General features: G+C 62.6%; 21 protein-coding genes and 4 tRNA genes. 18 read left to right on the top strand and 7 right to left on the bottom strand.

The genetic code is table 11. The features are described from left to right. Window positions 1-237 carry a hypothetical protein gene (locus tag ACK2VC_RS07965; RefSeq protein WP_486733054.1) on the top strand — a complete coding sequence of 79 codons (237 nt, stop codon included), beginning with the start codon at window positions 1-3 and terminating at the stop codon, window positions 235-237. 23 nt (window positions 238-260) lie between these two features. Here ACK2VC_RS07965 and ACK2VC_RS07960 read toward each other — a convergent pair whose 3' ends face one another. The 4 genes from ACK2VC_RS07960 to ACK2VC_RS07945 are packed head-to-tail and all read right to left on the bottom strand — an operon-like array spanning window position 261 to window position 3,147. After that, complete coding sequence (locus ACK2VC_RS07960) at window positions 261-989, bottom strand: pseudouridine synthase (RefSeq protein ID WP_486733053.1); 729 nt, start codon at window positions 987-989, stop codon at window positions 261-263. An 18-nt stretch (window positions 990-1,007) separates the two neighbouring features. After that, a complete protein-coding gene (gene ttcA / locus ACK2VC_RS07955) occupies window positions 1,008-1,955 on the bottom strand; it encodes a tRNA 2-thiocytidine(32) synthetase TtcA (protein ID WP_486733052.1) in 948 nt (315 codons plus the stop codon). After that, window positions 1,948-2,367, bottom strand: a complete 420-nt coding sequence (locus tag ACK2VC_RS07950) for a dihydroneopterin aldolase (RefSeq protein ID WP_486733051.1) — start codon at window positions 2,365-2,367, stop codon at window positions 1,948-1,950. Before ACK2VC_RS07950 ends, ttcA begins: the two co-directional genes overlap by 8 nt. 12 nt (window positions 2,368-2,379) lie before the next feature. Then, window positions 2,380-3,147 (bottom strand): SDR family oxidoreductase, encoded by a 768-nt coding sequence (locus ACK2VC_RS07945; RefSeq protein WP_486733050.1) that lies wholly within the window; start codon window positions 3,145-3,147, stop codon window positions 2,380-2,382. A 50-nt stretch (window positions 3,148-3,197) separates the two neighbouring features. On the opposite strand from ACK2VC_RS07945, the gene ACK2VC_RS07940 reads away from it, so the two are divergent. From ACK2VC_RS07940 to ACK2VC_RS07925, 4 genes are all read left to right on the top strand, one after another. Next, window positions 3,198-4,358 (top strand): class I SAM-dependent methyltransferase, encoded by a 1,161-nt coding sequence (locus ACK2VC_RS07940; RefSeq protein WP_486733049.1) that lies wholly within the window; start codon window positions 3,198-3,200, stop codon window positions 4,356-4,358. Between the two features lie 120 nt (window positions 4,359-4,478). After that, window positions 4,479-4,676 carry a DUF2905 domain-containing protein gene (locus ACK2VC_RS07935; RefSeq protein ID WP_486733048.1) on the top strand — a complete coding sequence of 66 codons (198 nt, stop codon included), beginning with the start codon at window positions 4,479-4,481 and terminating at the stop codon, window positions 4,674-4,676. 40 nt (window positions 4,677-4,716) lie between these two features. Continuing rightward, window positions 4,717-6,180, top strand: a complete 1,464-nt coding sequence (locus ACK2VC_RS07930; protein ID WP_486733047.1) for a DHA2 family efflux MFS transporter permease subunit — start codon at window positions 4,717-4,719, stop codon at window positions 6,178-6,180. 147 nt (window positions 6,181-6,327) lie between these two features. Beyond that, on the top strand, window positions 6,328-7,512 hold the full coding sequence (locus ACK2VC_RS07925; RefSeq protein WP_486733046.1) for a GGDEF domain-containing protein: 1,185 nt from the start codon (window positions 6,328-6,330) through the stop codon (window positions 7,510-7,512). On the opposite strand, the gene ACK2VC_RS07920 is transcribed toward ACK2VC_RS07925, so the two are convergent. Together ACK2VC_RS07920 and kefC are read right to left on the bottom strand one after the other, a co-directional pair. Further along, window positions 7,479-7,868, bottom strand: coding sequence for an arsenate reductase family protein (locus ACK2VC_RS07920; protein WP_486733045.1), 390 nt, complete (start codon window positions 7,866-7,868; stop codon window positions 7,479-7,481). The genes ACK2VC_RS07925 and ACK2VC_RS07920 overlap by 34 nt on opposite strands. A gap of 47 nt (window positions 7,869-7,915) precedes the next feature. Next, a complete protein-coding gene (gene kefC / locus ACK2VC_RS07915; RefSeq protein ID WP_486733044.1) occupies window positions 7,916-9,712 on the bottom strand; it encodes a glutathione-regulated potassium-efflux system protein KefC in 1,797 nt (598 codons plus the stop codon). A 252-nt stretch (window positions 9,713-9,964) separates the two neighbouring features. Between kefC and ACK2VC_RS07910 the strand changes: the two genes are divergently transcribed. From ACK2VC_RS07910 to rplL, 12 genes are all read left to right on the top strand, one after another. Beyond that, window positions 9,965-11,047, top strand: a complete 1,083-nt coding sequence (locus ACK2VC_RS07910) for a gamma-glutamyl-gamma-aminobutyrate hydrolase family protein (protein WP_486733043.1) — start codon at window positions 9,965-9,967, stop codon at window positions 11,045-11,047. Between the two features lie 325 nt (window positions 11,048-11,372). After that, window positions 11,373-11,458: transfer RNA gene (locus ACK2VC_RS07905), tRNA-Tyr, on the top strand. An 82-nt stretch (window positions 11,459-11,540) separates the two neighbouring features. Then, window positions 11,541-11,614: transfer RNA gene (locus ACK2VC_RS07900), tRNA-Gly, on the top strand. Window positions 11,615-11,666: 52 nt separating this feature from the next. Next, a tRNA-Thr gene (locus ACK2VC_RS07895) sits at window positions 11,667-11,741 on the top strand. Window positions 11,742-11,860: 119 nt separating this feature from the next. Further along, window positions 11,861-13,051, top strand: coding sequence for an elongation factor Tu (gene tuf / locus ACK2VC_RS07890; RefSeq protein WP_486733030.1), 1,191 nt, complete (start codon window positions 11,861-11,863; stop codon window positions 13,049-13,051). Between the two features lie 68 nt (window positions 13,052-13,119). After that, window positions 13,120-13,195: transfer RNA gene (locus ACK2VC_RS07885), tRNA-Trp, on the top strand. 35 nt (window positions 13,196-13,230) lie between these two features. After that, entirely contained in the window at window positions 13,231-13,614 is a 384-nt protein-coding gene (gene secE, locus ACK2VC_RS07880) for a preprotein translocase subunit SecE (protein WP_486733042.1), read from the top strand. Next, window positions 13,614-14,192: a transcription termination/antitermination protein NusG gene (gene nusG / locus ACK2VC_RS07875; protein WP_486733196.1), complete on the top strand. Its 579-nt coding sequence runs from the start codon at window positions 13,614-13,616 to the stop codon at window positions 14,190-14,192. Before secE ends, nusG begins: the two co-directional genes overlap by 1 nt. A 138-nt stretch (window positions 14,193-14,330) precedes the next feature. After that, window positions 14,331-14,762, top strand: coding sequence for a 50S ribosomal protein L11 (gene rplK / locus ACK2VC_RS07870; RefSeq protein ID WP_486733041.1), 432 nt, complete (start codon window positions 14,331-14,333; stop codon window positions 14,760-14,762). Then, window positions 14,762-15,457 (top strand): 50S ribosomal protein L1, encoded by a 696-nt coding sequence (gene rplA / locus ACK2VC_RS07865; RefSeq protein WP_486733040.1) that lies wholly within the window; start codon window positions 14,762-14,764, stop codon window positions 15,455-15,457. The genes rplK and rplA overlap by 1 nt, the downstream gene beginning before the upstream one ends. Window positions 15,458-15,827: 370 nt before the next feature. Next, window positions 15,828-16,355, top strand: coding sequence for a 50S ribosomal protein L10 (gene rplJ, locus ACK2VC_RS07860; RefSeq protein ID WP_486733039.1), 528 nt, complete (start codon window positions 15,828-15,830; stop codon window positions 16,353-16,355). 134 nt (window positions 16,356-16,489) lie between these two features. Continuing rightward, complete coding sequence (gene rplL, locus ACK2VC_RS07855; protein WP_486733038.1) at window positions 16,490-16,867, top strand: 50S ribosomal protein L7/L12; 378 nt, start codon at window positions 16,490-16,492, stop codon at window positions 16,865-16,867. A gap of 36 nt (window positions 16,868-16,903) precedes the next feature. Here the strand turns inward: rplL and ACK2VC_RS07850 are convergent, their stop codons facing one another. Next, window positions 16,904-17,080 carry a hypothetical protein gene (locus ACK2VC_RS07850; protein ID WP_486733037.1) on the bottom strand — a complete coding sequence of 59 codons (177 nt, stop codon included), beginning with the start codon at window positions 17,078-17,080 and terminating at the stop codon, window positions 16,904-16,906. A gap of 63 nt (window positions 17,081-17,143) precedes the next feature. Between ACK2VC_RS07850 and rpoB the strand changes: the two genes are divergently transcribed. Continuing rightward, a complete protein-coding gene (gene rpoB / locus ACK2VC_RS07845) occupies window positions 17,144-21,250 on the top strand; it encodes a DNA-directed RNA polymerase subunit beta (protein ID WP_486733036.1) in 4,107 nt (1,368 codons plus the stop codon). Window positions 21,251-21,315 lie beyond the last annotated feature (65 nt).

Below are 21,315 nucleotides of genomic sequence, written 5' to 3'. Positions count from 1 at the left end.
ATGGAATTGCTGCTCGGACTGATCGTCGTCGTCGCCGCCGCCATGCTGCTGCGGCGCACCCTCTACAACCGCCCGATCAAGTTCAAGTTCGACGGCCAGCGTTACATCCGCATGCCGGACAAGCGCTTTTGCCATGCCGACGGTGCGCCGATTACCGATGCCGAACTGGCGGCCAGGGTGCAAGCCTATTGGCAGGCGATGGAACGCAGTGCCGAGGCGATGGACGCGCGCGACTGATTGCAAGCCGGGCGTCGCAGTCCTCAAGTCTTGCAGAGCGATGCCAGCGCGCCGCCGTCGATGCCGGCCAGGTCGTCCGCCTCCAGCCAGCGCCACTGGCCGGCAGCCAATTCCGGCTCCAGTTGCAGGCCGCCGATGGCACTGCGGTGCAGCCGTTCGACACGGTTGCCGACCGCCGCCAGCATGCGCTTGACCTGATGATATTTGCCTTCGCCGATGGTCAGTTCGAGTTCATGCTCGGCCAACTGGCGGCAGGCGCGCGCGGCTACCGGTCGCGGATCGTCGTGCAGCACCACCCCGGCCAATAGCGCCTCGATTTGCGGCGCCGCCAGCGGGTGGCGGGTGGTGACCCGATATACTTTCGGTATGCCGTGTTTCGGCGCGCTGCAGCGATGGATGAAGGGGCCATCGTCGGACAGCAGCAACAGCCCGGTGGTATCGAAGTCGAGCCGGCCGACGCACTGGATGCCGCGCGCGATCAATTCCGGCGGCAGCAGACTGAACACGCTCGGGTGCATGTGGGTCTTGTGCGAGCACTCGTAGCCGGCCGGCTTGTGCAGCGCCAGGTAGACCCGCTCCCGATAGCGCCACACGCTGCCGTCGATACTGAAACTGAGGTTTTCCGGCGCGAACTCGGCGCCCGGCTGCAGGCACGGTATGCCATCGACGGCGACCCGGCTATCGAGGATCAGGTTGCGGCACTGGCGGCGGCTGCCGAAGCCCTGGCTTTGCAGCAGTTTTTCCAGCGTCATGTGGCGCGGTTCCGGCCGTCAGCCGCTGCGACGCAGCGAAATGATGTGGCTCTGGCCATCGTCGCTGCCGCCGATCGTGCACGGCTCCTCGTCGAAGGCGATATCGCCATTCGGATCGGCGACGCCGCTGGCGACTAGGCCGGTGAAATCGAACAGAGTGCGGTCCAGCAGGTGCGACGGCGCCACGGTGGAGAGGGCGGCAAAGATGTTGTCGACCCGGCCCGGGAATTTTTTGTCCCATTCGCGTAGCAGCGCCTTGATCTGCTTGCGCTGCAGGTTTTCCTGGCTGCCGCACAGGTCGCACGGGATGATCGGGAATTGCTTGACCGCGGCGTAGCGCTCGGTATCGGCTTCCTTCACGTAGGCCAGCGGCCGGATCACGATGTGGCGGCCGTCGTCGGATTGCAGCTTGGCCGGCATGCTCTTCAGTTTGCCGCCGAAAAACATGTTCAGAAAGAAGGTTTCCAGGATGTCGTCGCGGTGGTGGCCGAGCGCGATCTTGGTCGCGCCCAGTTCATCGGCCACGCGGTACAGGATGCCGCGCCGCAGCCGCGAGCACAGCGAGCAGGTGGTCTTGCCTTCCGGGATCACGCGCTTGACGATGCTGTAGGTGTCCTGGTTTTCGATGTGGAACGGCACCCCCAGCGCGCTCAGGTAATCGGGCAGCACGTGCGCAGGGAAGTTCGGCTGTTTCTGGTCGAGGTTGACGGCGACGATATCGAAGCGGATCGGCGCCCGTTCGCGCAGCGTCAGCAGGATGTCCAGCAGCGCGTAGCTGTCCTTGCCGCCGGACAGGCAGACCATGACCTTGTCGCCGTCCTCGATCATGTTGAAGTCGCCGATCGCCTGCCCGACCTGGCGGCACAGCCGCTTATGCAGCTTGTTGTTTTCGTAGGCGATCTTTTCGGCCTGGCGCAGGCCGGGCACGGCCGCGCTCGGGGTGGCGGCTTGGTCGAGATCATCCATGTCCGGCTCCGGCAACGCTGGCGTCCTTGACGCGAAACACTTCGACCCCGACCGAGTCGCAATCTGGATAGACATCCGGCTTTTCGGTGGAGACCCGCACCGCGCGCACTTTCGGATGCGCCAGCATGGCGCTCGCGACGTCGTCGCACAGGGTTTCCTGCAAATGGATATGACCTTGCGCCATGCGGCGCGCGATGGTGCTGCGGATGAAGTCGTAGTCGACCACTTCCTGCAGGCGGTCGTCCTTCGGGGTCGAGGCGGCGAGCGGAATGAACAGGTCGACGTTGATCAGCACCCGCTGTTCGCCGCGCTTTTCGAAATCGTGCACGCCGATATTGATCAGCACTTCATAGTTGCGCAGGAACAGGCGGCGGCAATCGGTCAGGCCGGGATAGGACAGGAGTGAGAGCATGGTGTCGGGAATTTATTGAGCGAGGAACATGACGTCGCGCGGTAACGGCAGCAGGTGCTGGCCGCCGTCGACGATCAGCGTCGTGCCGGTGACCGCCGGCGCTGCGGCCAGGTAGCAGACGGCGGCGGCGATGTCGTCCGGCGTGCTGGATCGGCCGAGCGGCGTGGTGCGATGGGCGGCGGCAAAACCCTGCGCGCTTTGCGCGCCCGATACCAGCGTGATGCCGGGCGCGATGCCGACCACGCGCAGCTTCGGCGCCAGCGCCTGCGCCAGCAGGGTGGTGGCGCTGTGCAGCGCCGCTTTCGACAGCGTGTACGATAGGAAATCCGGATTCGGGTTGAACAGTTTCTGGTCCAGCAGGTTGATCACCACCCCTTGCGCGCCGTCCGGGGTGGCGGCGTGCAGCGCCTGCGCCAACAGGATCGGCGCCGCCAGGTTGGCATGCATGTGCGCGTCCAGCCGCGCCTGTGAAAATTCGGCGGCGCTGTCGTAGTCGAACAGCGCGGCATTGTTGACCACGCAGGACACCGGGCCGAGCCGGGCGGAAATCGCCGGCAGCAGTTGCCGGACCGCGTTTTCGTCGGCCAGGTCGCACGGGAACGGGAGCGCGCGCCGGCCCAGCGCTTCGATGGCGCCTACCGTGTCCAGCGCGTCGGCGCCGGAATCGCGATAATGCACGGCCACGTCCCAGCCGCTGCGCGCCATGGCCAGTGCGATGCAGCGGCCGATGCGGCGGGCGGCGCCGGTGACCAGCGCAATTTTCGGTCGATCTGTGCTCATGAAATGATCCTGCGGCCGACGATTTGAAAACAACTGCATACAATAGCGCCATGCCCCTGCAACTACCCGAACCCACCGCCGATGCGCTGGCCGCCTCAGAGGCGCTGCAACAACGGATTGTCGCCGAGATCGAGCACGCCGGCGGCTGGATTTCGTTTGCGCGCTACATGGAGCTGGCGCTGTATGCGCCCGGCCTCGGTTATTACAGCGGCGGCGCGGTCAAGCTCGGCAAAGACGGTGATTTTACAACCGCCCCCGAAATCACGCCGCTGTTTGGCGCCGCGCTGGCGCATGCGGCGGCGCCGCTGCTGGCGCAGAGCGCGCCGCAATTGATGGAGTTCGGCGCCGGCAGCGGCCGGCTGGCGCGCGACATGCTGACCGAACTGGCGCAGATGGGCGCTGCGCCGCAGACTTATTTCATCGTCGAGCTGTCGGGCGAGCTGCGTGCGCGCCAGCAGCAGACCTTGCGCGACTTTCCCCAGGTTCAGTGGCTGGAGCAGTTGCCGGCGGCCTTTGCCGGGGTCGCGATCGGCAATGAAGTGCTGGATGCAATGCCGGTGCATCTGGTGATCAAAACCGAAGACGGCTGGCGCGAACGCGGCGTCGGCCTCGGTCCGCAGGGATTTGTCGAGGCCGAGCGCGACTGCGCGCCGCCACTGTTGGCGCAAGTACGCGCCCAAATTCCCGAGGCCGACCTGTTGCCGGTCGGCTATCTGACCGAAGTGCACATGGTGGCCGCCGGCTTCATGGCCTCGCTGGCGGCGATGCTGGCGGCCGACGAAAAAGGGGGCGCCGCGATCCTGATCGATTACGGTTTTCCGGCGCATGAATATTATTTGCCGGAGCGCAGCGCAGGCACGCTGATGTGCCACTATCGGCATCATGCGCATGGTGAGCCGTTCTACCTGCCCGGCTTGCAGGACATTACCGCGCACGTCGATTTCACGGCGATGGCACGCGCCGCGCAAGAGTACGGGCTGGAGGTGCTGGGCTACGGCAGCCAGGCCGGTTTCCTGCTGGCGGCCGGGATTGGCGATCTGCTGCTGCGAACTTCGCCGGAGGATGCGCGGCGTTACCTGCCGCAGGCCAACGCGTTGCAGCGGCTGCTGTCGCCGGCCGAAATGGGCGAGCTGTTCAAGGTATTGGTGGTCGGCAAAGGAGTGCGGTTGGCGCCGGAATTCGAGCGCAACGATCGCAGCCATCGGCTCTGAAGCGGGTCGTCCGGCAGGCATTCATATACTGAGCCCAGTAAAATTTCATGTCGCAGGGATGACGGGCGGTATCGGCTGCAATTTTGTGTCTTGATTGGGAGTATTTATGGATAACGCGTCATGATCCGCTGGGTGCTGGTCATCTTCATCGCCCTGATCGTGTTTTCCGCGCTCTTGCCTTGGCTGGAAAAACTCGGCGTCGGGCGCTTGCCGGGTGATCTCCGCTTCAAGCTGTTCGGTCGTGTCTGGTCGCTGCCGTTCGCCTCCACCGTGCTGCTGTCGGCGCTGGCGTTCATGGTGGCGAAATTACTGCCATAGCAGTCCGTGCGGCTGCGGCCGGGGTTTTCTTCTTGACGACATGAGCGAAATACAACCGACCCTGGAACAATTGCGCGCGCGCCACGGCACGCGCTACAAGTGGCTGGTGCTGCTGACGGTGCTGATCGGCACCATGGCCTCGATCCTTTCATCGACCATCGTCAACGTCGCGATTCCGGATCTGAGCCATTATTTCCGCATCGGCCAGGCCAGCGCCCAATGGGTCGCGGCGGGCTTCATGCTGGCCATGACGCTGTCGATGCTGACCACGCCCTGGTTGCTGCTGCGCTTCGGCCTGCGCCGCACCTATACCGGCGCCATCCTGTTGTTACTGGCCGGCGGCGTTATCGGCGGCTTCAGTTCCAATTTTGCGCTACTGCTGGCGATGCGGGTGGCGCAGGGCTTGGCAGCCGGCGTGCTGCAGCCGATTCCCAACATCATCATCCTGCGTTCCTTCGCGCCCAACGAGCAGGGGCGGGCGATGGGCCTGTTCGGTTTCGGCGTGGTGCTGGCGCCGGCGATCGGGCCTTCGGTCGGCGGCTTCCTGGTCGAGCTGTTCGGCTGGCGCTCGATCTTTTTCGTGGTGGTGCCGTTCTGCGTCGGCGTGCTGTTCCTGATCCGCCGTTTCCTGCCGGTGAATTCGTCGCTGATGGGCGAGACCAAGGCGCTCGACTGGAAAGGCTTGCTGCTGATTGGCGTCAGCACCATGGGCGTGCTGAACGGGCTGACGCATCTGCGGACCGAGCCGCTGTTCGGCGGCGCGCTGCTGGTGCTCGGCGCCGCCGCCCTGGCCGGCTTCATCGGCTACCAGCGGCGGGCAGTGCAGCCGCTGATGAACATGCGGCTATACCGCTACCGCCAGTTCACGATGGGGGCGCTGGTGGCTTTCATTTACGGCATGGGCCTGTTCGGCTCGACCTATTTGCTGCCGGTCTACATGCAGATGGCGCTGCAGTATTCGCCGACCCACGCCGGGCTGGTGCTGCTGCCGGCCGGTATCGTGCTGGCGATCGTGATCCCGCTCGCCGGGCGCCTGGCCGACCGCTTTTCGCCGCATCTGCTGGTGACCCTCGGGCTCGGGCTGCTGACGCTGTCGTTCGGCCTGATGACCAGCGGTTCGGCCGGCACCACTTTCCTGACCCTGACGGTATGGGCTGTGATCGGCCGCGCTGGCCTCGGCTTCGTGTTGCCGGCCTTGAGCCTGGGGTCGATGCGCGGGCTGGATGCCGGCCTGATCGCGCAAGGCGCCAGCGCCATCAGCTTCCTGCGCCAGATGGGCGGCGCGATCGGCGTTTCCCTGGCCGGGATTGTGCTCGAATGGCGGCTGGCCGCGCATCACACCAGCCTGACCGATGCCGCCGGCGATGCGGCGGCGCGCATCCATGCCTTTGACGAAACCTTCTGGTTCGTGACGCTGGTGTGCGCCTTGGCGATGTTCGCCGCCTGGCGCATGCGGCCGGCCACCGACGAAACCAACGACGCCGACGGCAGCGCTACCCGCTGAACCCGGCGCTGGCGCCGGGTTGCCTTGCTCCCCCTTATTGCGCATAATCGCGCCACGCTGGCGCCGATGCTCGCATGCAACTTTGTCGTTGCCGCCCACTCCAACGATTTCTGTTCAACGCCGACGCCACCGGGGGCGATCGCAACAATGGAAAGCACTCCTGATATCGGCGCCGTGCCCGGCGCGGCCAAACGTACCAGCCGCGCGGAGGGCCAACTGCGGTCGCCGGCAATCGCCGGCACGCCGGAACGCCGCCGCGGCAGGCGCCACAGCCGCTCGATGCGTAACTCGATGCGGCAACTGCTGGTCGTGACCGGCTTTACCGCCCTCTATCTGTTCGGCTTGCTGGTGTTCAACCTGCAAGAGCTGCTGGCGCAATCGACGCTGGCGGCGGCCGCGCTGGCCAGCGCCGCCATGCTGGGCACCTTCTACCTGCTGTTTGCCAGCGGCCTGAACCGGCGCGCCGCCAACCGCAGCCTGGCGACGGAGCAGACCCTGTGCGGCCTGGCGATCCTGCTCTGGGTTACCTATGCGGCGCCGGCCACCCACATCATGTTCGGCCCCTACTTGCTGCTGACGCTGGCCTTTGGCAGCTACCACCTGGGTGCGCGCGCGATCTTCCTGCTGCTGGCGGCGGCGCTGGCGGGGTTTTGCGCAGTGCTGTGGGCGCATTTCCTGGAGCACCAGGACGCCGGCCTGCTGCGCTCCGAATTGCAGCATTTGCTGGTGCTGCTGTTGGTGCTGCCGGGGTTTCTGCTGCTGGCGGCGCGCGTGCGGAGCCTGAACCAGGCGCTGTATCAGGCCGGGGTCGAGATCGTCACGATCAAGGAAAACGCGCGCCGCGACCCTTTGCTCGGTTGCTACAACCGGCGTTACACCACCGCCGCGCTGGAACAACACAAGCGCGGCGCCGACGAAACCGGTTCCGAACTGTGCCTGGCGCTGATCGACCTCGATCACTTCAAGCGCGTCAATGATGAAATCGGCCACCTGGGCGGCGACGATGTCTTGCGCAAGTTTGCCCGCGTGGCGCAGGCCAACCTGCGCCGCCACGACGTCTTCGGCCGCTATGGCGGCGAGGAATTCCTGCTGATCCTGCCCGATACCGAGCTCCTGACCGCGCTCAACATCGTCGAGCGCATCCGGCTCCAGGTCGAGCGCCATCGCTGGGGCGAGAAGCTGCCGGGCGGCGTCACCGTCTCGATCGGACTGACGCAATACCTGCCGGGCGAATCGGTGCTCGACCTGTTTTCGCGCGCCGATACCGCGGCCTACATGGCCAAGCGCGGCGGCCGCAATCAGGTGGTGGTGGAGGAGCCGGCGGCGCAGTAGGCCTCCGGCAGCCAGGCCGACAGCAGCGTCGGCGGCCGCCCGATCAGCGCGCGGCCGCGATAGCTGACGATCGGCCGCTGCAACAATCCCGGGCACTCGGCCAGCGCCTGCAGCAAGGTCGCGTCATCGGCGTGCTCCAGTTGCAGCCGTTCATAATCCGGCTGGTTGCGGCGGACCATCTCGTGCGCCGGCACGCCGAGCTGGCGCTGCAGCGCGCGCAATTGTTCCAGCGTCAGCGGCGTCTTCAGGTACTCGACCACTTGCAGCGGCACCTCGTGGTCAGCGCCGAATTGCTGCGCCAGCGCCAGCCCTTCGCGCGATTTGGAACAATGGGGGTTGTGGTAGATCGTCAGCATGCATGCTCCATCGGTCAATAATCCATTCGGTGTCCGGCCGCGCACCATCAATCGTTGGCGCCGGGCGGGGTATTCTTCAGTTCTTCGGCATCGCGCGCGAACATTTCCTCCAGCTCCTGCCTCCCTTGCTGCAACATCGACACCATCTGCGCCTGGTCCTTGTAATGCGGGTACACCGCCATCAGTGTCTTCAGATTATGCGCGCGAAACTTGCGCACCACCTGCCGCGCGCGGACCGCGCTGAAACCGAGTTGCTGCAGCAGGCTGCCGCCCAATAGCAGCGACGATTCGAAGGTTTCGCGCTCGATGATGGTGACGCCGCGATCCAGCAGGTCGTAATAATGCGACACGTTGCGCGCGCGCGCCAGCAGTTGCAGATGCGGGAATTCACGCCGGGCGGCGTCGACCAGTGCCAGGCTGTCGTCGACATCGTCGATCGCCACCACCAGGAATCTGGCATGGCGGGCGCCGGCCGCTTCCAGCAGATCGGTGCGCGTGGCGTCGCCGTAGAACACCTTGAAGCCGAATTTGCGCAGCAGCTCGATCTGGTCCGGGTCGTGGTCCAGCACCGTGGCACCGATGCGATTGGCGAACAGCAGGCGGCCGATGATCTGGCCGAAGCGGCCGAAGCCGGCGATGATCACCGGATGTTCCTGCGGCGGAATCGCGTCGTCCGGCCGCTGCTGGCGAAAGCGCGGCTCCAGCAGCCGGTCGTGCAGCACCAGCAGCAGCGGCGTCGCCACCATCGACAGCGCGACCACCAGCGCCAGCAGCGACGCCACCGCCGGCGCGAGGACGCCAGCGGTGGCGACCGCTGCGAACACGACGAACGCGAATTCGCCGCCTTGCGACAAGAGGAAGGCGAACAGCGCCTGCTGGCCGCGCGGAATGTCGAATCCTTTGCCAAGCAGGTACAGCGTGCCGATCTTCAGCGCCAGGAACAGCAGCACCAGCCCCAGCACCAGCGCCGGCTGCGCCAGCAATACGCTGAAATCCACCGCCATGCCGACCGCGATGAAAAACAGGCCGAGCAACAGGCCCTTGAACGGCTCCAGGTCGGACTCCAGCGCATGCCGGTATTCCGAATCGGCCAGAAGCACCCCGGCCAGGAAGGTGCCGAGCGCCATCGACATGCCGACCGCCTGCATCAGCCAGCCGATCGCAATCACCAGCAACAGCGCGAAGGCAGTGAAAATTTCGCGCATCCCGGTCTTGGCGATGATGCGCAACACCGGTCGCAGCAGGTGGCGGCCGGTGAACACCAGCGCCAGGATCACGCCCACCGCCTTGAGCGCGCCGAGCCAGTCGATGCTGCCATGGGCAAGCGTCGTGCCGCCCAGGAAAGGGAGCAGCGCGATCATCGGAATCGCGGCGATGTCCTGGAACAGCAGGATCGTAAAGCCGGCGTTGCCACCGGCGGTCGCCATCAGATTGCGCTCCTGCAGCGTGGTCAGCGCGATCGCGGTGGACGACAGCGACAATCCGAGCGCGGCGATCAGCGCGCTGCGCCAGTCGGCACCCAGCAGCAGGCCGGCGCCGAACAGCAGCGCGCTGCAAGCGCCCACCTGCGCGCCGCCCCAGCCGAAGATCGGGCGGCGCAGCGACCACAGCCGCTTCGGATCGAGTTCCAGCCCGATCACGAACAGCAGCAGCACCACACCGAACTCGGAGAAATGCAGAATGTCCTGCACCTGGGTGATCAGGCGCAAACCCCACGGCCCGATCGCCATGCCGGCCAGCAGATAGCCGAGTACCGCGCCCAGCCCCAGCCGGCGTGCGATTGGCACCGCGACTACCGCAGCGCCCAGGTATATCAGCGCATTCGACAACAGGTTTTGTTCCATCGGACGAACCGGTGCGTTGAGGAGCACTGCGGGATGGCGAACGCGCCGGGTCGGGCGGGCTGCGATCGGGCTTGTCTCGTCGTCGTGCTGCAAGGGGATTGCACAACAAAGGATACGCGAAGTGCGCCGCGGTCGCCCGGCAGCGGCCCGGGGCAGTGGCAGGCGCAGGTTTATACTGCGGCCATGCCGTAGGGATACTTTGCCGCTTTCCGCTGTCTATCGACATTCATCCAACCCTAGTGACCCAGCCTCATGCCTGATTCCCACGATCCCGATTCCGACCCGCGCCGCGCCGATTCGCCGGCGCCATCCTCTGCGGCCGCCGTTCCGGCATCCGCGCCGCCAGCGGTTGAGGCGCCGCCGCGCGCACCCGAAGCGGCCGCCAAATCGCCGGCGCCGGCTGCAGCCGAACGCGCTGCTCAAACGCCGCCGTCATCCGCGGGCGGCGTGCCGTTCGATTTCCACGGGCAGGCGGGCGACAGCTCCTGGGCCGCGACCGGGAAGATCCTGCTGGCGCGCCTGCGCGCGCTATCCGACAAGACCGGTCGCCGCATCATGCGGCGCACGCTGAAGATCGGGATTTCGGCGCGCATCTTCCACCCCGAGAGCGGCGCCAAGGGGCTGCGCGGCAAGACCCTGCAATACTTGGAAGAGTCGATCGCGCAATGGGTGATGTCGCGCAATGTGCTGGTGTTCATGATCCCGACCGTCAACAACCGAGGCCTGCTGCATCACAGCGATATCCGGTTGCGCGACTACGCACGCCACCTGGACGGCCTGGTATTGCAGGGCGGCGCCGATGTCTCGCCGCAAACCTACGCCGCCACCGCGACCCGCCCGGAATGGAATGGCGACCGCGCGCGCGACATGTATGAGCTGGAACTGCTGCATGAATTCGTCGAAGCCGGCAAGCCGGTGCTGGGCGTCTGCCGCGGCTGCCAGTTGATCAATGTCGCGTTCGGCGGTTCGCTGTACCAGGACATCGCCTCCGACGTCCCGGACGCCGTCGAGCATGTGAACGAGCTGTACGACAGCAATTACCATCCAATCAGCTTCCCCCCGGGCTCGTCGCTGGCGGCCTTGTTCAAGCCGCAGGAGCAGTATCTGGTGAATTCGATCCATCACCAGGCGGTGCGCGAACTCGGGCGCGACCTGACGGTGGAGGCGGTGTCCGGCAGCGACAACATCGTCGAGGCGATCCGCTATCGCAAGGCGCCGTTCGTGATGGGCGTGCAGTGGCACCCGGAATTCCACCGTGCCGGCAGCGCCGACTTGATGGATTGCACGCCGATCCTGGATAGCTTTCTGCGCGCCGCGCGCGAAACCCGATTCTGATCAGGGCGGGCGGCACGGTTGGCTCGACTGCCACCCGCGCGAAAAGCGATTGTATATATTCAATTCCGGCTGCCTTCTCATATACTCTGGAGATGGAATCCTGTTTTCGCTGGTAAAATCTCCATATTTTATCGATACTCCTATATTTGATAAAATCAAGCGACGGTGGCGTCAGCCTGCGCTCCGGGTTGCTGGTTGACTGGCGGTTGCAGGTCGATCGTTCGGCCGACTGCAGCGCGGGCTCTGAGCGGTTAAAATTTGCATTCCGACGCTTTCTTGTTGTTGACAATCCACATGGACTAACCTATAGTTTGGGGTTCCCTGCGGAGGGGTGGCCGAGTGGTTAATGGCAGCAGACTGTAAATCTGCCCTCTTACGAGTACGCTGGTTCGAATCCAGCCCCCTCCACCAAGGCATCGGTGGGATCGCTGCGCGGGAGAAGTTGACTGGCGCGGCGGGAAGTGAATTGTTTGCGGCTGAAGTGGTGGCCCTCGCGGGTGTAGCTCAATGGTAGAGCTGAAGCCTTCCAAGCTTATGACGAGGGTTCGATTCCCTTCACCCGCTCCAGTTTTGGCGGCCGTTGCGCATCGCGTGCGGCCGCGGGAAATGCAGCAAGTATGCCCTTTTAGCTCAGTGGTAGAGCACTCCCTTGGTAAGGGAGAGGCCACGTGTTCAATCCACGTAAAGGGCACCAGAAATTCCGGTTGTGCCAAGAGTTTGAGGCAAGCGTTTCAGACCATGGATCGTCTTCTGCAGGTCGGTAATCGTCGGGCGCGTGCCTGAGCGTTCTCATCAAATCGTTAGGAGTCTAAAATGGCAAAGAGCAAGTTTGAGCGGACGAAGCCGCACGTGAATGTGGGCACGATTGGTCACGTGGATCACGGCAAGACGACCCTGACGGCGGCGATTGCAACGGTGTTGTCGAAGAAATTTGGTGGCGAAGCCAAGGGCTACGACCAGATCGACAACGCGCCGGAAGAAAAGGCGCGCGGCATCACCATCAACACCTCGCACGTCGAATACGAAACCACCGCACGCCACTACGCCCACGTCGACTGCCCGGGCCACGCCGACTACGTCAAGAACATGATCACCGGCGCTGCGCAAATGGACGGCGCGATCCTGGTCTGCTCGGCCGCCGACGGCCCGATGCCGCAAACGCGCGAACACATCCTGTTGGCGCGCCAGGTCGGCGTACCCTACATCATCGTGTTCTTGAACAAATGCGACATGGTCGACGACGCCGAATTGCTCGAACTGGTCGAAATGGAAGTGCGCGAACTGCTCTCCAAATACGAATTTCCGGGCGACGACCTGCCGATCATCAAAGGCTCGGCCAAGCTTGCGCTCGAAGGCGACACCGGCCCGCTCGGCGAGCAAGCCATCCTGGCGCTGGCCGATGCGCTCGACACCTACATCCCGACCCCGGAACGCGCCATCGACGGCGCCTTCCTGATGCCGGTCGAAGACGTCTTCTCGATCTCCGGTCGCGGCACCGTGGTCACCGGCCGGGTTGAGCGCGGCATCATCAAGGTTGGTGAAGAAATCGAAATCGTCGGCATCCGCGACACCCAAAAGACCACCTGCACTGGTGTTGAAATGTTCCGCAAGCTGCTGGATCAGGGCCAGGCGGGCGACAACGTCGGCGTGCTGCTGCGCGGCACCAAGCGCGAAGACGTCGAGCGCGGCCAAGTGCTGGCCAAGCCGGGCACCATCAAGCCGCACAAGCACTTCACCGGCGAAATCTACGTGTTGTCCAAGGATGAGGGCGGTCGTCACACCCCGTTCTTCAACAACTATCGTCCGCAGTTCTACTTCCGCACCACCGATGTCACCGGCTCGATCGAACTGCCGAAGGACAAGGAAATGGTCATGCCGGGCGACAACGTCTCGATCACGGTGCAACTGATCAACCCGATCGCGATGGAAGAAGGCCTGCGCTTCGCGATCCGCGAAGGCGGCCGTACCGTTGGTGCTGGCGTGGTGGCGAAGATTATCGAGTAACAAGGCTGGCGCGCCGCTCGTCCGGCGAGCGGCGCGAGTATCATTGCGCGACTCCGGCAGGTTCATGTAGGGACGTAGCTCAATTGGCAGAGCGTCGGTCTCCAAAACCGAAGGTTGGGGGTTCGATGCCCTCCGTCCCTGCCACCGATTCAGGTGCAGGGCACCGAAAGTAAAAAAGTATGTCGAATCACTCCGTGCAGACTGTCCGTACCGCCGGCGACAAGATCAAGGTCGGCCTGGCGGTTCTGGCCGTCATCGCGGGCGTCGTCGGTTTCTATTTCCTGTCCGACAAGGCCGGCGTCATTCGTGTTGCCGCACTGGTTGTCGGCTTGCTGGTGGCGATTGCGCTGGCATGGACGTCGAACGCAGGCCGTAGCTTCATCGATTTCGCCCGCGAATCAATCCGCGAAACCAAAAAAGTGGTGTGGCCGCCGCGCAAAAATGCGCTGCAGGTGACGGCGGTGGTGTTCGCTTTTGTCGTCATCATGGCGCTGTTCCTGTGGGGGTCCGACAAGCTGCTGGAGTTCGTGTTTTACGACCTGATTTTAGGCTGGAAAAAATAATGACTGAAACCCCGCAAGGCGATTTGCCGGGCGCGAGCGCCGCGGGCAAAAAACGCTGGTATGTCGTGCACGCTTATTCCGGCATGGAAAAAAGCGTGATGCGTGCTTTGAAGGAACGTATCGAGCGCGCCGGCATGCAGGATCAATTTGGGCAGATCCTGGTGCCGACCGAAGAGGTTGTTGAAATAAAGAACGGCCAGAAGGCCGTTACCGAGCGGCGTTTCTTTCCTGGATACGTCCTGGTCGAGATGGAAATGACCGATGAAACCTGGCATCTGGTCAAGAACACCAACAAGGTGACCGGTTTTATCGGTGGCAAATCCAACAAGCCGACCGCGATTCCGCCACATGAAGTGGCGAAGATCATGCAGCAGATGCAAGAGGGCGTGGAGAAACCGCGGCCCAAGGTGCTATACGACGTCGGCGAGCTGGTGCGGATCAAGGATGGTCCATTCACCGATTTCAACGGCAACGTTGAAGAGGTCAACTACGAAAAATCGCGCGTGCGTGTTTCGGTCACCATTTTTGGCAGGGCAACGCCGGTCGAGCTGGAGTTCGGACAAGTCGAAAAGGTGTGATCGCGGCGTTGCCGGTCGTCACATCAGCCAATTGCAGCAAGCGCCAACTGGGGCGCCACTTTCAAGTGAAATCCAGCCGGAGGAGCCCTGGTAGCCAACGCGAACGGGCGCTAACACTCAATCAACGTAGGAGCCATCATGGCAAAGAAAATCATTGGCTTTATCAAGCTGCAAGTGCCAGCTGGTAAGGCAAACCCGTCTCCCCCGATCGGCCCGGCATTGGGTCAGCGCGGCCTGAATATCATGGAATTCTGCAAGGCATTCAATGCCCAGACCCAAGGTATCGAGGCTGGCATGCCGATCCCGGTCGTGATCACCGCGTTTGCGGACAAGTCGTTTACGTTTGTCATGAAAACCCCGCCGGCCACCTATCTGATCAAGAAGGCGGCGGGAATTCAGAAGGGCTCGGCCAAGCCGCACACCGACAAGGTCGGCAAGCTGACGCGCGCCCAGGCAGAAGAAATCGCCACGTTGAAAAAGCCGGATCTGACCGCGGCTGACATGGATGCGGCCGTGCGCACCATCGCCGGTTCCGCGCGCTCCATTGGTATCACGGTGGAGGGACTGTAATGGCCAAGCTATCCAAACGCGTCAAGGCAATCAAAACCAAGATCGACCGCACCAAGGCTTATCCATTCGATAACGCGGTGGCGCTGATCAAGGAATGCGCGACTGCCAAATTCAACGAATCGATCGACGTCGCGGTCCAGTTGGGCGTCGATGCCAAGAAATCCGATCAGGTGGTGCGCGGCTCCGTCGTGTTGCCGGCTGGTACCGGCAAGACCGTGCGGGTTGCGGTTTTTGCCTCGGGTGACAAGGCGGCCCAGGCCAAGGCGGCCGGCGCCGATATCGTCGGCATGGAAGACTTGGCTGAGCAAATCAAGGCTGGCGACATGCCTTTCGATATCGTGATCGCCTCGCCCGACACCATGCGTATCGTCGGCACGCTGGGCCAGATTCTCGGACCGCGCGGCTTGATGCCGAACCCGAAAGTCGGGACCGTCACGCCGGACGTGGCGACCGCGGTCAAGAATGCCAAGGCGGGTCAGGTGCAATACCGCACCGACAAGGCTGGCATCATTCACGCCACCATCGGCCGCAAATCGTTTAGCGATGCCGAGCTGAAAAGCAATCTGGTGGCGTTGATCGAGGCGTTGAACAAGGCCAAGCCGGCCAGCAGCAAGGGTGTGTATCTGCGCAAAGTGTCGTTGTCGTCCACCATGGGCGGCGGTGTGCGCGTGGACCAGGCGAGCCTGGTTGCCTGATGTAATTTCAAGTCCTCTCGTCGAGTCTTGACGGGAGGCAGTTCTTTGGGCTGGATCGAGTTTTGATGTTTTGTGGGGCAGAGTGTAGTGCAACGATACTCTATCCCCAATTGATCGAAGGACGATCCAGACAATCAAAGACCGCTGGGCTTCAGGCCGAATTGGGCATGAAGTTAAAACGCCGGTGGAGGAATTCACCGGCACCCAGCGCAGATGGTGTGCCCGAACAAGTTTTGTGGTCTCGACGCTGTCCGCTTTACATCGCGCCAGCACCTGAACTCCTAACTTCGGACGCCGTGTTCGAACCGATGCAAGGTAAGCAGCCGTTCATGGTTGCGTTGTAACTGAGCATCATTTTTGGAGGTTGATCTTGAGTCTCAATCTGAATGACAAAAAGGCCGTCGTCGCCGAAGTCTCCGCAAAGGTAGCATCTGCGCAGACCATCGTCGTGGCCGAATATCGTGGCATCCAGGTTGGTCACTTGACGCAACTGCGCGCGAAAGCGCGTGCCGAAGGCGTGTATCTGCGCGTGTTGAAAAACACACTCGCACGACGCGCGGTGGAAGGCACTGCGTTTGCCAATCTCGCTTCTGAAATGACCGGCCCGTTGATCTATTCGATCTCCGAGGACGCCGTTGCCGCCGCAAAAGTCATTAACGATTTTGCCAAAAGCAATGACAAGCTGGTCGTCAAGGCGGGTAATTATGCGGGCAAATCGCTGGACAAGGCGGCTGTCGCCGCACTGGCCAGTATCCCGAGCCGTGAAGTTCTGCTGGCCCAGTTGCTGGGCATGATGCAGGCTCCGGTTTCCGGATTTGCCCGCGCGCTGGCGGCGCTTGCAGCACAGAAAGAAGCAGGCGGCGCGGCTCCGGCCGAGTCGGCAGCCGCAACGGCATAACGCAGCGATTTTTCGCAGCGTAGTTGCGGCGCTTTTTGCGTCAGTACCGATCAGATGTGATCATCAAATCAATTTTTGTACAAAGGAAAGAGCAGTGCCTGGCGCTGCCGTTCCTCACAAATCAGGAGTTATAAATGGCAATGAGCAAAGACGACATTCTGGAAGCCGTAGGCGCCATGTCGGTCATGGACCTGAACGATCTGGTCAAGGCATTCGAAGAGAAATTCGGCGTATCGGCTGCAGCGATGGCGGTTGCCGGTCCGGCAGGCGGCGGCGCTGCCGCGGCAGCAGTCGAAGAGCAAACCGAATTTACCGTTACCCTGACCGATTTCGGCGCCAACAAGGTCGGCGTGATCAAGGCGGTTCGTGAAATCACCGGCCTGGGCTTGAAAGAAGCCAAGGATCTGGTCGACGGTGCGCCGAAGGCAGTGAAGGAAGGCGTGTCGAAAGCCGACGCCGAAGCAGCCAAGAAAAAGCTGGAAGAAGCTGGCGCCAAGGCGGAAATCAAGTAATTCGGATTCGCCCCGGCGAATCCTGAACTACCGGAGTCAAAGTCCAGGGCCTTTAAGACAAGGTTCGGCTTTGACTCCTTTGTCGTTTTCGTATTTTGTTGTTGTTGTGCTGCATTTCTTGCCGAAGTCGTTTTTTTCAATATCGGCAGGACGAGTTCTTAGTCCGCCTTGAAGGGCGCAGACTTGAGGTTTCGACCATTTGGGATCGCCCATCAGGCGTCACGATCCTTGCCGAATCCTGAATTCTCCTTCCTTCCAGTCACTCATGGAGTGTCCATGCATTACTCATTCACTGAGAAAAAACGCATTCGCAAGTCATTCGCAAAGCGTGCCAACGTCCATCAAGTTCCATTCCTTCTGGCAACCCAGCTTGATTCCTACCTGAGCTTCCTGCAGCAGGATCAGGCGCCGTCGCAACGCAAGAACGAAGGCTTGCAGTCCGCTTTCACGTCGATTTTTCCGATCGTATCGCACAACGGCTTTGCCCGGCTGGAATTCCTTTCCTATGTGCTTGGCGCGCCACCGTTCGATGTCAAGGAATGCCAGCAGCGCGGCCTGACTTACGCCTCGCCCTTGCGCGCCAAGGTGCGGCTGGTGATCCTGGACAAGGAATCGCCGACCAAGCCGGTGGTCAAGGAAATGAAGGAGCAGGAAGTCTACATGGGCGAATTGCCGCTGATGACGACCACCGGTTCGTTCGTGATCAACGGTACCGAGCGCGTGATCGTGTCGCAGTTGCACCGCTCGCCGGGCGTGTTCTTCGAACATGACCGCGGCAAGACGCACTCGTCCGGCAAGCTGCTGTTCTCGGCGCGCATCATTCCGTACCGCGGCTCCTGGCTCGACTTCGAGTTCGACCCGAAAGACATTCTGTACTTCCGCGTCGACCGCCGCCGCAAGATGCCGGTGACGATCCTGCTGAAGGCGATCGGGATGACGGTCGAGCAGATCCTGGCGAATTTCTTCGTGTTCGACAACTTCACGCTGCACGCGGACGGCGCCGAAATGGAATTCGTCGCCGAGCGCCTGCGCGGCGAGGTGGCACGCTTCGACATCACCGACAAGAGCGGCAAGGTGCTGGTCGCCAAGGACAAGCGCATCAACGCCAAGCATGTGCGCGACATCGACGCCGCCGGCATCAAGAAGATCTCGGTGCCGGAAGATTATCTGCTGGGCCGCGTGCTGGCCAGAAACATCATCAACCCGGATACTGGCGAGGTGGTGGCCAATGCCAATGACGAGCTGACCGAGGAACTGCTGGCGCGTCTGCGCGAGGCCGAAGTGGCCGACATCCAGACCTTGTATACCAATGACCTGGATCAGGGCGCGTATATCTCACAAACTCTGCGTACCGACGACACGGTTGACCAGATGGCGGCGCGGGTGGCGATCTACCGCATGATGCGTCCCGGCGAGCCGCCAACCGAGGAATCGGTCGAGGCGCTGTTCAACGGCTTGTTCTACAACGCCGAACGTTACGACCTGTCGGCGGTGGGCCGCATGAAATTCAACCGCCGCATCGGCCGCGACGAATTGACCGGCGCCATGACGCTGTCGGACGAAGACGTGCTGGCGGTAATCAAAATCCTGGTCGAATTGCGCAACGGCCGCGGCGAAGTCGATGACATCGACCACCTCGGAAACCGGCGTGTGCGCTGCGTCGGCGAACTGGCGGAAAACCAGTTCCGCGCCGGCCTGGTGCGCGTCGAGCGCGCGGTCAAGGAACGCCTCGGCCAGGCCGAAGCCGATAACCTGATGCCGCACGACCTGATCAATTCCAAGCCGATCTCGGCCGCGATCCGTGAATTCTTCGGTTCCTCGCAACTGTCGCAGTTCATGGACCAGACCAACCCGCTGTCGGAAATTACCCACAAGCGCCGCGTCTCGGCGCTGGGCCCGGGCGGCCTGACGCGCGAGCGCGCCGGCTTCGAGGTGCGCGACGTGCACCCGACCCACTATGGCCGCGTGTGTCCGATCGAAACGCCGGAAGGCCCGAACATCGGCCTGATCAACTCGCTGGCGCTGTATGCGCGCCTGAACGAGTACGGCTTCCTGGAAACGCCATACCGCAAGGTCGAAAACAGCAAGATCACGAACCAGATCGATTACCTGTCGGCGATCGAAGAAGGCCGCTACATCATCGCCCAGGCGAACGCGACCATCGACAAAAACGGCATCCTGTCGGACGAACTGGTGTCGGCGCGCGAAGCCGGCGAAACCATCCTGGTGTCGCCGGAACGGGTGCAGTACATGGACGTGGCTCCGGGCCAGGTGGTGTCGGTGGCGGCGTCATTGATCCCGTTCCTGGAGCACGATGACGCCAACCGCGCGTTGATGGGCGCCAACATGCAACGCCAGGCTGTGCCGTGCTTGCGCCCGGAAAAAGCCTTCGTTGGCACCGGCATCGAACGCACGGTGGCGGTCGACTCCGGCACCACAGTGCAGGCGCTGCGTGGCGGTGTGGTTGACTATATCGATGCTGGCCGGGTCGTGATCCGCGTCAATGACGACGAGGCGAGCGCCGGCGAGGTCGGGGTCGATATCTACAACCTGATCAAGTACACCCGTTCCAATCAGAACACCAACATCAACCAGCGGCCGATCGTCAAGGTCGGTGACCGCGTCGCCAAGCATGACGTGATCGCCGATGGCGCCTCGACCGATCTGGGCGAGCTGGCGCTGGGCCAGAACATGCTGGTCGCGTTCATGCCGTGGAATGGCTACAACTTCGAAGATTCGGTGCTGATCTCCGAAAAGGTGGTGGCCGACGACCGCTATACCTCGATCCACATTGAGGAATTGTCGGTGGTGGCGCGCGACACCAAGCTGGGCGCGGAAGAAATCACGCGCGACATCTCCAACCTGGCGGAAAACCAGTTGGCGCGGCTGGATGAATCCGGCATCGTCTACATCGGCGCCGAGGTCGAGGCCGGCGACACGCTGGTCGGCAAGGTGACGCCTAAGGGCGAAACCCAGTTGACCCCGGAGGAAAAGCTGCTGCGCGCGATCTTCGGCGAAAAAGCTTCGGACGTGAAGGATACCTCGCTGCGCGTGCCGTCCGGCATGGTCGGCACCGTGATCGATGTCCAGGTATTCACCCGCGAAGGCATCCAGCGCGACAAGCGCGCCCAGCAAATCATCGATGATGAGCTGAAGCGCTACCGGCTTGACTTGAACGACCAGTTGCGCATCGTCGAAGGCGACGCCTTCCAGCGCCTGGAAAAAATGCTGATCGGAAAAGTCGTCAATGGCGGTCCGAAGAAGCTGGCCAAAGGCAGCAAGATCACCAAGGATTACCTGGCCGATCTCGACAAATACCACTGGTTCGACATTCGCCCGGCGGATGACGACATGGCGAGCGCGCTGGAAGCGATCAAGGAATCGATTGCCGAAAAACGTCATCAGTTCGACCTGGCGTTCGAGGAAAAGCGCAAGAAACTGACGCAGGGCGACGAATTGCCGCCGGGCGTGCAGAAAATGGTGAAGGTGTACCTGGCGGTCAAGCGCCGCCTGCAGCCCGGCGACAAGATGGCCGGCCGGCACGGCAACAAGGGTGTGGTATCGCGCATCCTGCCGATCGAGGACATGCCGCACATGGCCGACGGTACCCCGGCCGACGTGGTGCTGAACCCGCTCGGCGTGCCGTCACGGATGAACGTCGGCCAGGTGCTGGAAGTCCACCTCGGCTGGGCGGCCAAGGGTCTCGGCCTGCGCATCGGCGAAATGCTCGAGGCGCACGTCAAGGCGACCGAGTTGCGCAAGTTCCTGACCACGATCTACAACGAGTCGGGCAAGCAAGAAGAGCTGGATAGCTTCAGTGACGAGGAAATTTTCGAACTGGCCAGCAACCTGAAGCAGGGCGTGCCATTTGCGACGCCGGTCTTTGACGGTGCGGACGAAGAAGAGATTCGTCGCGTGCTGGATCTGGCGTACCCGGACGCCATCGCCAAGCAGCTTGGCATGACGCCTTCCAAGAATCAGGTCACGATGTATGACGGCCGTACCGGCGAAGCGTTCGAGCGCTCAGTGACGGTCGGCTACATGCACTTCCTGAAACTGCACCACCTGGTAGACGACAAGATGCATGCGCGTTCGACCGGTCCGTACTCGCTGGTGACCCAGCAGCCGCTGGGCGGCAAGGCACAATTCGGCGGTCAGCGTTTCGGCGAGATGGAAGTCTGGGCGCTGGAAGCCTATGGCGCGTCGTATGTGTTGCAGGAAATGTTGACCGTGAAATCGGACGACGTGAACGGCCGCACCAAGGTGTACGAAAACCTGGTCAAGGGCGACCACGTGATCGACGCCGGCATGCCGGAATCCTTCAATGTGCTGGTGAAGGAGATCCGTTCGCTTGGGATCGATATCGATCTCGAACGAGACTAATCGCCGCGGGTGGGACAGGCTTTGCGAGGCGCCGCGGCGGTGCCCGGCCTGTCCTCCATTGAGTG

This window comes from Herbaspirillum sp. WTB6 (assembly GCF_057457785.1).
Note: the sequence above shows the minus strand (reverse complement) of the source record. Positions and strands in the feature narration are given on the sequence as shown.